The organism is Pseudomonas sp. B21-041 (assembly GCF_024748675.1).
Classification (GTDB): Bacteria; Pseudomonadota; Gammaproteobacteria; order Pseudomonadales; family Pseudomonadaceae; genus Aquipseudomonas; species Aquipseudomonas neuropathica.
Window position 1 is genome coordinate 3,513,440 of sequence record NZ_CP087175.1, and the last position, 16,023, is coordinate 3,529,462.

Consider the following 16,023-nt stretch of genomic DNA (forward strand, 5'->3'; position numbering starts at 1 on the left):
AAATTTTACCGTTCTGGCACACCGCCATCGCGAGCAGGCTCGCTCCCACAGGTGCTATGTGTGCGCTCGACCTTGTGCATGAATAAAACAAGAGGCAAACAATGTCCGACATCCTCTGGCAACCCGACGCCAACCGTATCGCCCAGTCGCGCATGGACACCTTCCGTCGTGCGGTCAATCAACGCCATTCACTGAAACTCGACGATTACCCTGCCCTGCACCAATGGAGCGTCGAGCAGCGCGCGGAATTCTGGCAGGCGATTGTCGATTTCTTCGATATCCGCTTCCACACGCAACCCGATGCCGTGCTGCGCGAAGGCTCGAAGATGCCCGACGCCGAGTGGTTTCCCGGCGCCACGCTGAACTTCGCCGAACACTTGCTGCGGCGGCGTGACGATGCCGTGGCGGTGATCAGCGTGGCGGAGAACGGTCAACGCGAGCAGTTGACCTGGGCCGAACTCGCCGAGCATGTCGCCGGATTTCAAGCCGGTTTGCGCGCCGCCGGTGTTGGTCTTGGCGATCGCGTCGCCGCCTGCATGCCCAATACCTGGGAGACCCTGGTGGCGATGCTCGCCACCACCAGCCTCGGTGCAATCTGGTCGTGCTCCTCGCCGGATTTCGGCACCCATGGGGTGATCGATCGCTTCGGCCAGATCGAACCCAAGGTGCTGCTCACCTGCGCCGGTTATCGCTATGCCGGCAAAGTCATCGAGCAGACCGACAAGATCAACGGAATACTTGAGCAACTGCCAACGCTGAAGCAGTTGATCATCGTGCCTTACGCTCAGCCGCAGGCCCGTGTCGAGGCATACAAGACTCACGCCGAAGTGACTTTGTGGGATGACTTTTATCAGGTCGGCGGCGAACCGGATTTTGTCCCGATGCCGTTCCATCATCCGCTGTACGTGCTGTATTCCAGCGGCACCACCGGCGTGCCGAAATGCATCGTCCACAGCACCGGCGGCGTGTTGCTGCAACATGTCAAGGAACACGGCCTGCATTGCGATCTCGGCCCCGGCGATCGACTTTTCTACTACACCACCTGCGGCTGGATGATGTGGAACTGGCTGGTCTCGGCGCTCGCGGTCGGCAGCGCGGTGGTGCTGTACGACGGCTCGCCGTTTCACCCGGACAACCAGCGTTTGCTCGACTTGATCGACGACGAGCGCATCAGTGTGTTCGGCACCAGCCCCAAGTTTCTCGCCACCCTGGAAAGCAGCGGCGCCAAGCCCCGGGAAAGTCATGATCTGGGCAGCCTGAAGACGCTGCTGTGCACGGGCTCAGCGTTATCGCCGCAAAGCTATGACTTCGTCTATCGCGACTTGAAAGCGGATGTATGCCTGGCGTCGATGTCGGGCGGCACTGATATCGTTTCGTGCTTCGTCAACGCCAATCCGCTGTCCTCGGTGCGGCGCGGCGAGATCATGGGCAAGAGCCTGGGCATGGCGGTCGAAGTCTGGAATGACGCCGGCCAACCGGTGCTCGGTGAAAAAGGTGAACTGGTCTGCACCCGGCATTTCCCGGCCATGCCGATTGGCCTGTGGAATGACCCGGACGGCGCAAAATTGCGGCAATCGTATTTCAGCCTGTTTCCCGGGGTCTGGGCACAGGGCGATTACGCCGAGCAACGGCCTCACGGCGGGATGCTGATCCATGGCCGCTCTGATGCAGTGCTCAACCCGGGTGGCGTGCGCATTGGCACAGCGGAGATCTATCGGCAGGTCGAGAAAGTCAGCGAAGTACTGGACAGCGTCGCTATCGGTCAGCAGTGGCAGGATGACGTGCGGGTTGTGCTGTTTGTGAAGTTGCGCGAAGGGCTGGCACTGGATGACGCATTGGAGCAACGCATCCGTCAGGAGATCCGCGCCAATACCACCCCAAGGCATGTACCGGCGAAGATCGTTGCGGTGACGGACATTCCGCGCACCATCAGCGGCAAGATTGTCGAACTTGCAGTGCGCGAGGTGGTGCACGGCAGGCCGGTGAAAAACACCGATGCGTTGGCCAATCCCGAAGCGCTGGAGCAGTTTCGGGATCGGCTGGAACTGAGCGTTTGAACCCGGCGCTGATACGCTTACGGCAAGCGTTGACGACGGTGCATGGCGTCAGAGGGGTTTGTTCAGCGTAATCACAACCGGCTGACCAATCGCTCTACCGCCACTGGCATCGAGTGCCCTGCGAATGATCGTCATGTTGCGGTCGAATGTCGTTTTGTCCGTAGCCATTTGACTCAGTAACGAAGTGGCAATTGCCAGCGAGTCGGCATTCTCAAAGGCCTTGGATACCGCATGATTGCCAGCGATCGAGTCCGCGACAGGGAGGTTGCCGGACGCAAGATTCAGCAGCTGCGCTACATCCAGTCGCTGCCCGCTGTGGCTTGCATGCTCTGTGTCCGTGGCGTAGCCGACATCCACGGTCTGCGCACTGCCATGAAACAGTTCGTGGATCAGGTCATCGGCCACCACGTCATGGTTGAAGCCCAGATTGACGAAGTGTTTGTTCAGGTTTTGAGTATAAATCTCGATAAACGCAATACCCGATGCGTCGTTGGAGCTGGCACTTTTCCAACGCTTGTAGTTGTTCACATCAAAAGAAGCGAGTGTCTCGTTATGCTTCACTGCATCGAGAAGCGTGTTGCTCACTGAGAAGCCAGCGAAATCAAAGCGAATCAAGCGCAGATAATTCACCAGTCGATCAGTCGCTACCTGCGACGTGTTACCGAACAGTGCCTTCATCAGCAGATCGCCGTCTCGCTTGAACTCATGTCGGCTGATCACAGCAATAGCGTTGTCAATCTTCGCCCGAGCGCGAGGTAGACTTGTTTCGATGAAGTTGCACGTGTAGCTCGCGGGAAGTGTCTTGGTTGAATACGGCAACTGCAAGGGTGTTTGATAGGCGAAGCCGCTCAGCGGTTGACCCCACAACTTGCCACGCCGGTTCAAGGCGTACCATTGGTTGCCGCTGCGGGCCGCCAGAACAGCAACAACGTTGCCAGGCGTGCCGCGAGGTTGCCAGTGACCCAACCCCAAATGGGTACTTTGCGACGCACCGAGCAAATCATAGGACTGCCGACGGCCACTGAGTTTGTGCAATTGGCTGTTGGCCCTGGCAACCAGTTCATGGCTGTTTTTGCTAAAACGCAACAAGCCCTTATTCACCAATTTTCCGCCCGCCTGAATGCCAGAGGGCACCCCATCCAGCGGGTTGAGAAGGGAAACGGCCGAGGTGAATGCCAATCGGGTAAAACGCGCCGCCCTGGATGTGGTTGAAATAGCCTTCGCCGAAATGCTCAAGACTTTGGAGGTGGCTCCTGCCACCGTGCCCACCAGGCCGATGCCATCCATCAGACATCCGTAAACTCCGTCGACGACCTTGTCATGTTCACCCGAGGCAATATCCTCGATGCATTTTTTGAAAGGCACCACCAGGTCGATGAAATAAGTTAGCAATCGCTCGCCCTCCTCCCTGGAAAGTTCAAGCGGAGTCGGTACGCGCACCAGTTCTCTCAGTTCGCTCTTGTTCAGATAAGGTCGATTTTTAACCAGAAACGTGGCGATACGTTCGATATTCGGGTCGTTGAATTTTTGATAGAACCCTGACTTTGGCGTCGACGATGCTTGCGGCGCGTTGAGCATGCCAAAATTATCGATGATGGCCATGCTGCTGGTGATCGAAGAGTCCTCGGCAGCCGCATGGGTATAGCGTTTTACATCGAGCGGCAGGAGTTGCGTCGCGGTGATGCTCAGTGGAAACGTTAGATCCGCGCTGGCACTCATTCTTGAACGTTGTCGCAGTTTTCGCTCTCGCTTGATGAAAGCCGCCAAAGCGTCATTTTTTCGAGTCTCTGCGCGCGATGTGAACAGTTCGTAGCAGATGTCCGCATTCTCGTGAGACGCATACATCACAATGCCAAAACGTCCCGTGGCGGCATCTCTGCTTTGCATTGTTTCCTGGTCAAGATCAATTTTCAGGGGCCCGCCCAGGCCGCGCGATTTAAAATAAATGGCGGACTCGCGTACGGTCAGGAAGTGAATATCGGCATTCATGAAGACTTGCAAATCCGCCTCTGGCATCTGCGCCAAAGCCAGTTTCACGCTAGACAACATGGCGCTGTTCAAATCATTGAAATGCACAGCCAACTGACGATCCATCTCCTCGTCACAGGATCCTAGCTTCAACAAGTTCGGGTAACGCGCGTAAAGGCTGACACCGGACGGGTTGTAGTTGATGGCCGGCCTGAGGACACCGTTAGTGACCAGGCGCACGGTACGTCTATCCCACTGGCCAGTGACCAGATCACCTGATTGATGCAAGTCGACCATCGACATGACTTGCTGTCCGCCTTTCTCGGACAGTGCTTTTTCGTCCAGGCTGTCGCAACCAGGCGCGGCGACTTGCAAAGCGGATCGGGCAATCTTCGCTCTGTCGGGTAACGGCGTCGAAAATGCCTTGGCGATTTGAGCGAACGTTTCCGAGTGGCGCTCGAATGCATCAATTGCACGTCGGGTAGTGGTTTGCTCGGCCTGCTCAAGTTCAGCGGCGGTCACAATCTGGTTGATCAATGCCCAATCAACAATTGGGTCAATCATGGCCAGGTCACGCTTGTGTTTCTGCGACTCACTGACCGGTTCAAGTTCGCCATACGCCATGACCTGCGCATAGGTCATGCCACGCGTCGCACCGGTTTTCAGTGTCTCGACCAGCATGACGGCGCGACAGAAATTGATCCATCCAATCGAACCCAAGGTAACTGACGAAGGAATCTCCCTGACCAGAAACTCGGGTGCGTTGCGTGCCAACAGCAAGTGGGCAACCAACGGCTCCAGACCAGCCTCAAGCCATTGTCGGGTTCGCAGCACAGCCGTCAGCGCCTCAAGTATGACCGAGGGGTGACGATCAACATTTTTCGGCGCATACAGATCAAGTCCGACCACACGATTACGTTGTATGCCGTGACCAATCGATGGATCAAGGTCGAGCAATATCGCCGTCATCAGCAATTGCCGAAGAATGTCATCGGAAGCCTGCTGTCCCTCGTTCACACCGAACCAGCCCAGTTCTTTCAGGTAGTCACCGGCGAGATTAAGAGCAATCGGATGATTGACGAGTTCAATGACCCGTTGAGCCGCACTCTCATGTGTGACGGCGGCGCGACCGGTAACATTGTAGAGGGCCGTGAGAAGTTTTCTGTTGGGCATCAACTTGGCAGTCGCATTACGAATAGCTGAAAACTGCTCCTCACTTAATACGACCAATGCCGGATCTTCGGTTTGAAAACACTCCCAGTAGTTGCCCGGCTCTGGCACTGGCGGATCAAACTTGAACAAATCGATCAAATTCCTGACCTTCGCCTTGTTGTCGGGCAAGCTTATGTCATGAAAGCGAAACCATTGATCGAGAGTTATATCGTTATCAGGCCATATATAACCACCGGCCACTGTAGCTATATCCGAAATCAACGTCAGTGCAGATTGTGTCGGAACACTGTATTCAAAGTGCCGCGCCGCGACCAGATCCACCCACCCCCTGACCGCACGGACTTCCATCTTGCCGTCGGGCGTAACGCGCAGAAGTCCGTCATGATCGCTTGCGCCTTCCCTGGCAATCGCACCGAATACCGGGCCGGTAGCAAGTAACTCATTAAGCAAAAGGCTGCCGGGATTGTAGATCTCGAACAACGACGATCCGGTTTGCAACTCTACTTCATGTCCATACCAATTGATCTTTTGATCATCCGTGTATTGGCTTAACGCCGCCTCTAGTTGAGTCAAAACCAATTGACGCTCAACGGCATCGGCTTCATCCCTGCTCTTCCATTCGGAAAGAGCAACAGCCGAAGACCAGAACGTTTTATTCCGGGCCTTATCATTCACACTAGAACCTCACCAAGTAATTAGCTGACAACTTCAGCGCGATGACGTTCTACTTTCTTTGATACGACCAATCCATCTAAAAAACATGAATAACTGTTTCCACCCCCCCACAAACAATCAAGAAAACATTAATCGATCAACCCCCATTCTTCGGACGTTGTATCGTTACCAGCATTTGCCTCTTCAGAAAGTTTCATCCGCAACTTCAAATTATTCACCGAATCAGCATTCTTTAAAGCTTCCTGCGCACTGATTGCACCTTCAGCGACTAATGCGTACAGCGCCGCATCAAATGTCTGCATACCCAGTTCGGTGGATTTTTCCATTATCGGTTTCAGCTCCTCGAACTGTCCGCGCCGAACCAGATCTGCGATGGTTGGCGTGCCCAACAGCACCTCGACAGCTGCCCTGCGTTGCCCATCGACGGTGCGCACTAAGCGTTGCGAGATAAATGCTTTCAGGTTGTTTCCCAGCGTATGCAACAACTGCGGTCGCCGTTCTTCCGGGAACATATTGATAATTCGGTCCAGTGCCTGATTGGCGTTGTGCGCGTGCAACGTCGAGAGCACCAGATGCCCGGTATCGGCGAACGCCAGGGCATGTTCCATGGTTTCGCGGTCACGGATTTCGCCGATCAGCACCACGTCCGGTGCCTGGCGCAGGGTGTTTTTCAGGGCCGCGTGGAAGCTGCGTGTATCGACCCCGACTTCCCGTTGATTGATGATCGAGCGCTGGTGGCGATGGATGTACTCGATCGGGTCCTCGATGGTGATGATGTGCCCGCTGCTATGGCGGTTGCGGTGGTCGATCAGCGCGGCCAGCGAGGTCGACTTCCCCGAATCGGTGGCCCCGACAAAGAGGATCAAGCCCTGCTTGAGCATGACGGTGTCAAGCAGTACTGCCGGCAATTTCAGATCGGCAAAACGCGGGATGTCGAGTTTGACATTGCGAATGACGATCGATACATCATTGCGCTGCTTAAAGATATTGACGCGAAAACGCCCGATGCCCGCTCGCGAAATCGCCAGGTTCATTTCCAGATCCCGGTCGAACTCCCGTCGTTGCTCGGCGTCCATCAGGGAGGCGCCGATGGCCGCGGTTTCACCGTTTTTGAACGGGCGTTCGCTCAACACTGTGAGCACGCCGTCAATGCGCGCACTGGGCGGTGCTCCCGTGGAGAGGAACAGGTCCGAACCGTTTTTATTGGACAAAATTGACAACAGCGCATCGATTTCCATGGCAAAAAGCACCCGCGAAGCATTCAATGAACAGACAACGGCCTGCGCCTGGCGCAGATCAACTGCAACAATGATAGACGTCGCCTCAACGAACCACGCTCAGGATTGATGTAATGAATGCTGTACCGAACACCGACGACGCACAGGCACTGATCGCCCGTACCGACTGGAGCCGCAGCCCCCTGGGCGCTGCCGGCAACTGGCCGCAGAGCCTGCGCACCGCGGTGGACATCGTGATTCACTCGCCGATGCCGATGCTGTTGTTGTGGGGGCCGCAGCTCACGCAGATCTACAACAACGGTTTCGCCCTGCTTGCCGGCCACAAGCATCCGCACGCTTTCGGACAGCCTGCGCACCAGATCTGGCCGGAACTTCGCGACTTTACCGACCCTATTTACAGCGCCGTCCTACAGGGCCAGGTTCGCACCTACAGCGAAAGACGCTTCACCCTGCAACGAGACGGCAGAGAATCCGACTTCTGGCTGGATCTGACCTATAGCCCGATTCGTGATGAGACCGCGCAAGTCGCCGGAATCCTCGTCACCGCGATCGAAACCAACGAACGCCGCCGCATCGCTCTGGAACTGCAGCGACGCTCGGAAGAAAGCCTCAAAGCCCAACGGGAAACCGAGGAGCGCCTGCAACTGGCCCTGGCTGCGACCGATGCTGTCGGCACCTGGGATTGGGACATCGGCGAAGACCGCTTTATCGCCGATGCGCATTTCGCCCAATTGCATGGCGTCGACCCCAGCCTCGCCGGTCGGTTGCCGATCAGCGATTACTTGCAAGGCGTGCACCCGGAAGACCGCGCCATGATTGCGCGCAGCATCAAGCACTGCATCACCCACGGCACCGAATACGCTGAGGAATATCGCTTGCAGCAAGGCGATGGCGAGGTGCGCTGGGTATTCGCCCGCGGGCGCTGCTACAAGGATCATCATGGCCGGCCCATGCGTTTTCTCGGCGCGGCGCTGGACCTGACCGAGCGCAAACACACCGAACAGGCGTTGCGCCAGAGCCAGACCGAACTGCAACTGATCATCAACGCCATGCCGATCCTGATCAGTTATGTCGACTGTGAAGAGCGCTTTCGCCTCAACAACGCGGCCTATCTGGATTGGTACGGCCTCACGCCACAGGAACTCTACGGGCGCACGATTCGCGAAGTCATCGGTGAAGAAGCGTATTTCCTGCGCCTGCCCTACATTGCCGAGGCGCTGGCCGGCAGACCGTGCTCATTCAGCCTGTATACCCCGCACCGCGATGGCAGCAATCGCCACGCGCTGATGAATTACCTGCCGCGTTACGCCGCCGACGGCGCGATCAGTGGTTTCTATATCTTTGTGATCGATGAGACCGAGCGCAAGAAAACCGAAGAAGCCTTGCGCAATCTCAACGAAACCCTGGAAGAACGGGTCAGCGCCCGCACCGAACAGTTGGCCCAGGCCAACCAGCGTTTGCAGAACGAGATGTTCGAACGCGAGCGCGCCGAAGATGCCTTGCGCCACGCGCAGAAGATGGAGGCTGTCGGCCAGCTCACCGGCGGTATCGCCCACGACTTCAACAACATGCTCACCGGCATTATCGGCAGCCTCGATTTGATGCAGCGCTACATCGCCAACGGCCGGGCTGACGAAATTGGCCGTTTTACCGAAGCCGCCGTGTCATCGGCCAACCGTGCGGCAGCGCTGACCCATCGATTGCTGGCGTTCTCGCGGCGCCAGTCGCTGGATCGCAAAACCCTCGACGCCAATGAACTGGTGCATTCGCTGGAAGACCTGATCCGCCGTACCAAGGGCGATCCGATCGAACTGACCCTGCGTCTGGCCGAGAACGTGTGGCCGGTCAGCACCGACGTCAGCCAACTGGAAAACGCCCTGCTCAACCTGGTCATCAATGCCCGTGATGCGATGCCCGATGGCGGTGAACTGGTGATCGAAACGGCCAACGTCTACCTCGACGGCAGCGACATCACCACGCTCGAACCGGTCAAGGCCGGCGATTACCTGATGCTGGCGGTCAGCGACAACGGCACCGGCATGACGCCCTCGGTGCGCTCCAAGGCCTTCGATCCATTCTTCACCACCAAGCCCATCGGCCAGGGCACCGGGCTGGGGCTGTCGATGATTTATGGGTTTGCCCAGCAGTCGGGTGGTCATGTCAGCCTCGACAGCCTGCCGGGCCAGGGCACTTGCGTGCGCTTGTACCTGCCGCGCTTGTATGGCGTCGAACCGGAACGGCCGGCCATCGTCGCCGTTGAACAACCGTCGGCGACGGCGACCGGTGAAACCGTGATGGTGGTTGAGGATGACCCAGCGGTGCGCATGCTGGTGCTCGATCTGCTCCGGGAGTTGGGTTATCAGGCCCACGAAGCCGAAGATGCCAAGACCGCCCTGCCCCTGCTGGAGTCCGATCTACGCGTGGATCTGCTGGTCACCGACGTCGGCCTGCCAGGCATGAACGGCCGGCAACTGGCGGAGATCGCCCGCCAGCATCGGCCGGACCTCAAGGTGTTGTTCATGACCGGTTATGCGCAGAAAGCCGCCGAGCGTCAGGGATTTCTTGAGGACGGCATGGACATGGTTGCCAAACCGTTTGCCATTGAGCTGCTGGCCAGCAAGATCCACACGATGATCAGCCAAACCCCGTGACTTGAGGCATAATCCGCGACCCGCCTTCACCCCGTTATCAGGTATCGCACGATGAAAGCCCAAGCCCGCCACATTCTGGTGAAAACCGCCGAAGAGGCCGAACAGCTCAAACAACGCATCGCCAAGGGTGAAGCGTTCGATGTGCTGGCGAAGAAATTCTCGACCTGCCCGTCCGGCAAGCGTGGCGGCGATCTGGGTGAAGTGCGGCCGGGGCAGATGGTCGGGGCGATTGATGCGGTGATTTTCAAAAAGCCGCTGCGCACCGTGCATGGGCCGATCAAGAGCAAGTTTGGTTATCACCTAGTGCAGGTGTTTTACCGCGATTAAACACTGCAGCCCTGTAGGAGCTGTCGAGTGAAACGAGGCTGCGATCTTTTGATCTTGTTTTTTAACATCAAGATCAAAAGATCGTCCGATCGCGGCCCGAGCCTTCGGCAGCTCCTACAGGTGTTGCATTTCAGGTTCTGGGAATCAGTGCCCCCGGCACCTGAATCACCTTGCTGGCCAGCAGATGCCCGGCCTCGGCAGCCTCCACCGGACTGCCGCCCAGCAATCGACTGGCCAGATACGCCGCACTGAACGAATCCCCCGCCGCCGTGGTGTCCACCACCTTCTCGACCTTCTGCGCCGGCACTTCGAACGCTTCACCATCACACTGAATCAAACAAGCTTCGGCGCCACGCTTGAGCACCACTTCCGGCGTGCCGAACTGCGCATAAGCGGCAAACACTGCCGCGCAATCGGCAAAACCGAACAGTGCCTGTTCGTCATCCACCGTCAACAACGCCAGATCAACGTACGGCAATACGTTGCGATAAGCCGCCCGCGCGTCTTCTACCGAGGCCCAAAGGCGTGGCCGGTAGTTGTTATCGAAGACGATGCGCGCATCCCGCTGCCGCGCTTCGATCAAAGTCTGGATAAGTTTTTCCCGGCCCAACGCACCGAGCACAGCCAGGGTAATGCCGCTGAAATACAGCACATCGTAATCCGGCAACGCCGCCAGAATCGGCGCGGCGGCCGGGGTGGTGAAACAGTCGCGAACTGCCGCTTCGTTGCGCCAGTAGAGAAAACGCCGCTCGCCGCTGGCATCGGTCTGGATGCAATACAGGCCCGGCAGGCGACCCGGCAGACGTTGCACCAGATCCAGGCCGATGCCTTCGCTGGTCCAGATCTGGCACATGGCGTCGCTGAAACTGTCATCGCCCAGTGCGGTGACGTAATCGACCTGCGCCTTCTCGCCCATGGCGCGGGACAGATACACCGCCGTGTTCAGGGTGTCGCCGCCGAAGCTTTGTTGCAGGCTACCGTCGGCGCGTTGCTGCAGTTCGATCATGCATTCGCCGATCAGGGCGATGCGTGGAATGTTCGGGCCCAGGGGGCTGAGGGTGTTCATCTTGTGGTGTCTCTGTTGATTCGCGGGTGTCTGGGCGGGCCTCATCGCTGGCAAGCCAGCTCCCACAAGGATTCATGTCGCTCACAGATTTTGTAATCAACACTGAACCCTGTGGGAGCTGGCTTGCCAGCGATTGACCGCAACTCGGTCTGAAGCCTTAGAAACAAGTCTCCATGCTCTCGATCACCGACAACTGCTCATCCACCAACAACCCCACACGCCACTTGTCGAACGTCAGGCACGGGTGCGACGTACCAAAGGAAATGATGTCGCCCACGCGCAACTCAACGCCCGGCGCCACCGTCATGAACGCGTGCTGATCCATCACCGCCGTGACCTTGCACGCACCGACATCCTCGCCCAGCGCCGGCACTACGCCCGCCTTGTAGCGCAGCAACGGCACCGGCAAACCGGCATCGAACGCGACATCACGCTTGCCCAGTGCGATCACCGCAAAACCCGGCTCGGGCAGCGACTGCACGTGCGCCCAGACTTCCAGCGCCGGACGCAAACCTTCGTGCAGATCGCTGCGACGGTCGAGTACGCAGCACTGCGCCTCTTTGTAGATGCCATGGTCGTGGGCCACGTAGCTGCCCGGGCGCAACACGCTGAGGAAACGCCCAGCGGCGTTTTGCGCTTCAAACGACTCGGCAATCAGGTCATACCAGGCCGAACCCGAGGCGGTGATGATCGGCTTGCCGATGGCGAATTCGCCGCTGTCCTGCAACTGCACCGCCAGGCGCACCAGCGACGCGGCAAATTCACGAATGCCGCTGACGGCGTGATCGCCGTGGATCACCCCTTCGTAACCTTCGATGCCGGTCAGGGCCAGCGCCGGTTGCGCGCTGATTGCCTTGGCCAGCTCAATGACTTCCTGCTCGCTGCGGCAACCGCAACGCCCGCCGACCACGCCGTACTCGATCATCACGTTGAGCTTCACCCCGCGCGAGGCGAAGTACGCGCCGAGATCAGCGACGTTGTCCGGGTGATCGACCATGCAATAGAAATCGAATGACGGATCGGCGAGCAGGTCGGCAATCAACGCCATGTTCGGCGTGCCGACCAATTGGTTGGCCATCAGCACCCGACGCACGCCATGGGCATAAGCCGCCCGGGTCTGGGTCGCGCTGGCGAGGGTGATGCCCCACGCGCCGGCGTCGAGCTGACGCTTGAACAGTGCCGGGGTCATGCTGGTTTTGCCGTGGGGCGCCAGTTCCGCGCCGCTGTCGCTGACAAATTTCTGCATCCAGTGGATGTTGTGCTCCAGCGCTGCACGATGCAGCACCAGCGCCGGCAGGCTGACGTCACGTACCAGGTGCGCGCCGATGGCAGCGTCGCCCTTTTCTCCAGCAGTATTGATGGCAGTGGTCATGGTCGAACTCCTCACATTCGCGGCTGCAGCCAGCCGCCGTTATTCGTTGATGCGCCGGGCGAGGCTGTTGGCGCTCTCGATCAGCACCCGGCGATAGTCGTTGTAATTGTTTTTCGCATCGGCCCGTGGCGCGACGATGCACAAGGTGCAAATGGCCACGCCTTGCGGGTCTTTGACCGGCGCGGCGAAGCAATGGGTAAAGGTGTCGGCAACACTGTCGAAGGAGAAGAAACCATCGATGCCGGCCTGACGGATTTCCGCCAGAAAACGCTCCAGCGGCAGGCGCTCGCCGTCGGGCAGGATGAAGTCGTTTTCGTCGATCAGGTCGATGATTTGTTGATCGCTTAAATGCGCAAGCAGCAGGCGCCCGGAAGCGGTCCACGGGATGGGGGCGTTTTCACCGATGTCGGAGGAAATGCGGAAATGCCGCTCGCCCTCCTTCATCAGTGCCACGGTGTATTTACGCCCGTTGAGCAGACACATCTGCGCGGTTTCACGGGTCTGGCTGACGATCTCCTGCAAGGCATGATCGGCCTCGCGGCTGAGGTCGAAATGACGCAAATGTGCCTGACCGAGGAAGTATAACTGCCGGCCCAGGTAGACATGACCGTCCTTGCCCACCGGCTCCAGAATCCGTCGTTCGAGTAATGAAGCGACCAGTTCGTAAACCGTGGATTTCGGGCTGCCGATGCCGTTGGCGATGTCGTTGGGGCGCAGCGGCTGGCCGATTTCCTTGAGGAAATCGAGAATATCGAACGCCCGGTCCAGACCGCGGGCCCGGCGTTTGATGGTGTCTTCGGTCATGTCATTACTCACCCAATATTCCCTGTAGGAGCTGCCGCAGGCTGCGATCTTTTGATCTTGCCTTTCTGGCGCATCCAAAAATGCCAAAAGATCGCAGCCTTCGGCAGCTCCTACAAGAGCCGCGGTGTATCAGGCCTTTTTCTTGTACGCGATGCAATCGATCTCGACCTTGCAATCAACCATCATGCTCGCCTGCACACAGGCGCGCGCCGGTGCGTGCTCAGGCTTGAAGTACTCGCCAAAGACCTTGTTGAAACTGCTGAAATCCCGCGGATCATCCAGCCACACGCCAGCGCGCACCACGTCTTCCAGGCCATACCCGGCCTCTTCGAGAATCGCGATCAGGTTTTTCATGGTCTGATGGGTCTGCTCGACGATACCGCCCACAATAATCTCGCCATCCACCGCCGGTACCTGGCCGGACACATGCAGCCAGCCATCCGCTTCAACGGCGCGAGCGAAGGGACGTGGCTGGCCGCCAGCGGCGGTGCTGCCGGTGCCGTAACGCGTAATGCTCATGGGTGTTTCTCCTGATGTGAAAACGTAAGATTAAAACCGCGTATTTTTCAGAAACTCAGCCAGACGCGGCGATTGCGGGCGTTCGAACAGTTCCTTGGGAGGCCCCTGCTCTTCGATCCGCCCCTGATTCATGAAAACGATCTTGTCCGAGACCTCGAAGGCGAAACGCATCTCGTGCGTCACCAGCAGCATGGTCATGCCGTCTTCGGCCAGGCCCTTGATCACGTTGAGCACTTCGCCAACCAGCTCCGGGTCGAGAGCCGAAGTGACCTCATCGAAGAGCATCAGGCTCGGGTTCATCGCAATCGCCCGGGCAATCGCCACGCGCTGTTGCTGACCGCCGGACAACTGACCGGGAAAGTGATTGCGCCGCTCCAGCAAGCCGACGCGCTCCAGCCATTTCTCGGCGAGCGCCACAGCTTCATCCTTATGCATTTTCTTCACCTTGAGCAGGCCCAGGGTGACGTTCTGCAATGCGGTCAAATGCGGGAACAGGTTGAATTGCTGGAACGCCATGCCGGTCATCGCACGATGGCGGGCGATGAGTTTTTCCGCATGCCGCACACGCTTGCCGTTGACCTCGTCATAGCCGATGGATTCGCCATCGAGCAGGATCTGCCCGCCCTGGAATTCTTCGAGCATGTTCACGCAACGCAGCAGCGTGGTTTTACCCGAGCCGCTGGAGCCGATCAGCGTCACCACGTTGCCGCGCTGCAGGCTCAGATCGACACCTTTGAGCACTTCGACTGCGCCGTACTGTTTGTGCAGGCCGCGGATGTCCAGCAACGCCTGAGTCTGAGGGGAAACTTGAGCTTGAGTCATGGCAAGGCCACCCGCTTTTCAATGTGCCGGCCGAGTAATTCGATGCCGTAGTTGATGACGAAGAACAGAAAACCGGCGAACAGGTAGAACTCCAGGGTCATGAAGTTCCGGGCGATGATCTGTTGGGTGCTGAGGAGCAATTCGGCGACGCCGATCACCGAGAGCAAGGTCGACGCCTTGACGATTTCCGTGGACGAGTTGACCCAGGTCGGCAGGATCTGCCGCAGCGCCTGAGGCAATAGCACGTAGCCGAGCGATTGGTAGAACGTCAGGCCGATGGCCTTGCTCGCTTCCATCTGCCCGCGCGGCAAAGCTTGCAATGCACCGCGAACAATCTCGGCGACGTGGGAACCGCAAAACAGCGTCAGGCCCAAGGCCCCGGCCTGAAATGCGCTGATCTGCCAACCGAGTGCCGGCGCCATGTAGAAACAGGCCAGCACCAACACAAACACCGGCGTGCCACGAATCAGGTCGACGTAAAAACGAAACGGCGCGCGCATCCAGAATTTGCCGTAGGTCAGCACCAGACCGGTGACCACGCCGAGCATCGTGCCGAGCAGAATCGCCAGTGCCGACACTTGCACGCTGGTCAGAAAGCCCTGCCACAACGGCTCACGCGCGACCCACAATTCATGTAACCAACTGGGAGATTCGTACATCGCAGCCTCCTATCGGCGGATCGCCAGACGCTGCTCCAGGTATCGCAGCAGCATGGCAATGAGGTAACAGGCCGCGACATACAACGCCGTGGTCACCAGCCAGGTTTCGATTACCCGGTAGCTTTCGACGTTGATCTTGCGCGCGTAATAGGTCAGCTCCGGCACCGCAATCGCGGCGGCCAGCGAGGTGTCCTTGAACAGCGAAATGAAATTGTTCGACAGCGCCGGCAGCACATTGCGCAGCATTACCGGCACGGTGACGTAGGCCTTGACCTGCCATTCACCGAGTCCGATGGCCAGCCCGGCCTCGCGCTGGCCTTTGGGGATACTCAGCAAGCCACCACGGAACACTTCGGTCAGGTACGCCCCGGCATACAACGACAGCGTGATGATGAACGACGGAATCTTGTCCAGACGAATCCCGAGACTCGGCAACGCAAAGTAGATCAACAGAATCAACACCAGAATCGGCGTGTTACGCACCACCGTGACGTACACCGAAGCCAGCACCCGCAAGGCGCGATGCTTGGAGAGCAAGGCAAACGCCATCAGCAGGCCGATCACGCAGCCGATGGCGATCGACACCAAGGCCAGTTCAAGGCCCAGACCGAGCCCCGCCAGCAAGGTGTCGAAATCGCGCCACACGGCGGCAAAGTTCAACTGATAGTTCATGGTCAGCAGTACCTTGAGCG

12 protein-coding genes are annotated in these 16,023 nt (G+C 58.4%); 3 read left to right on the plus strand and 9 right to left on the minus strand.

Annotated elements, in window-relative coordinates:
• The first annotated feature begins 101 nt into the window (after positions 1-101).
• The gene (locus LOY43_RS15625; protein WP_095047805.1) at positions 102-2,057 is read left to right on the plus strand and encodes an acetoacetate--CoA ligase; all 1,956 of its coding nucleotides are present in this window, start codon (positions 102-104) and stop codon (positions 2,055-2,057) included.
• Positions 2,058-2,105: 48 nt separating this feature from the next.
• Here LOY43_RS15625 and LOY43_RS15630 read toward each other — a convergent pair whose 3' ends face one another.
• Complete coding sequence (locus LOY43_RS15630; protein WP_258708329.1) at positions 2,106-5,873, minus strand: hypothetical protein; 3,768 nt, start codon at positions 5,871-5,873, stop codon at positions 2,106-2,108.
• 128 nt (positions 5,874-6,001) lie between these two features.
• Positions 6,002-7,111 (minus strand): PilT/PilU family type 4a pilus ATPase, encoded by a 1,110-nt coding sequence (locus LOY43_RS15635; RefSeq protein ID WP_095047807.1) that lies wholly within the window; start codon positions 7,109-7,111, stop codon positions 6,002-6,004.
• A gap of 113 nt (positions 7,112-7,224) precedes the next feature.
• Here LOY43_RS15635 and LOY43_RS15640 point away from each other — a divergent pair, with 113 nt between their 5' ends.
• The gene (locus LOY43_RS15640; protein WP_220556345.1) at positions 7,225-9,762 is read left to right on the plus strand and encodes a PAS domain S-box protein; all 2,538 of its coding nucleotides are present in this window, start codon (positions 7,225-7,227) and stop codon (positions 9,760-9,762) included.
• Between the two features lie 51 nt (positions 9,763-9,813).
• Complete coding sequence (locus LOY43_RS15645) at positions 9,814-10,089, plus strand: peptidylprolyl isomerase (RefSeq protein ID WP_007912322.1); 276 nt, start codon at positions 9,814-9,816, stop codon at positions 10,087-10,089.
• 130 nt (positions 10,090-10,219) lie between these two features.
• Here LOY43_RS15645 and LOY43_RS15650 read toward each other — a convergent pair whose 3' ends face one another.
• The 7 genes from LOY43_RS15650 to LOY43_RS15680 form a co-directional block, all read right to left on the minus strand.
• Positions 10,220-11,155, minus strand: coding sequence for a sugar kinase (locus LOY43_RS15650; RefSeq protein ID WP_258708330.1), 936 nt, complete (start codon positions 11,153-11,155; stop codon positions 10,220-10,222).
• A 157-nt stretch (positions 11,156-11,312) separates the two neighbouring features.
• Positions 11,313-12,527 (minus strand): amino acid deaminase, encoded by a 1,215-nt coding sequence (locus tag LOY43_RS15655; RefSeq protein WP_258708331.1) that lies wholly within the window; start codon positions 12,525-12,527, stop codon positions 11,313-11,315.
• A gap of 39 nt (positions 12,528-12,566) precedes the next feature.
• Positions 12,567-13,331, minus strand: coding sequence for an IclR family transcriptional regulator (locus LOY43_RS15660; protein WP_095047811.1), 765 nt, complete (start codon positions 13,329-13,331; stop codon positions 12,567-12,569).
• A gap of 129 nt (positions 13,332-13,460) precedes the next feature.
• Entirely contained in the window at positions 13,461-13,850 is a 390-nt protein-coding gene (locus LOY43_RS15665; RefSeq protein ID WP_007912330.1) for a RidA family protein, read from the minus strand.
• A gap of 30 nt (positions 13,851-13,880) precedes the next feature.
• A complete protein-coding gene (locus LOY43_RS15670) occupies positions 13,881-14,672 on the minus strand; it encodes an amino acid ABC transporter ATP-binding protein (protein ID WP_258708332.1) in 792 nt (263 codons plus the stop codon).
• On the minus strand, positions 14,669-15,331 hold the full coding sequence (locus tag LOY43_RS15675) for an amino acid ABC transporter permease (protein ID WP_095047813.1): 663 nt from the start codon (positions 15,329-15,331) through the stop codon (positions 14,669-14,671). The genes LOY43_RS15670 and LOY43_RS15675 overlap by 4 nt, the downstream gene beginning before the upstream one ends.
• 9 nt (positions 15,332-15,340) lie before the next feature.
• Complete coding sequence (locus tag LOY43_RS15680; protein ID WP_003225455.1) at positions 15,341-16,003, minus strand: amino acid ABC transporter permease; 663 nt, start codon at positions 16,001-16,003, stop codon at positions 15,341-15,343.
• Positions 16,004-16,023 lie beyond the last annotated feature (20 nt).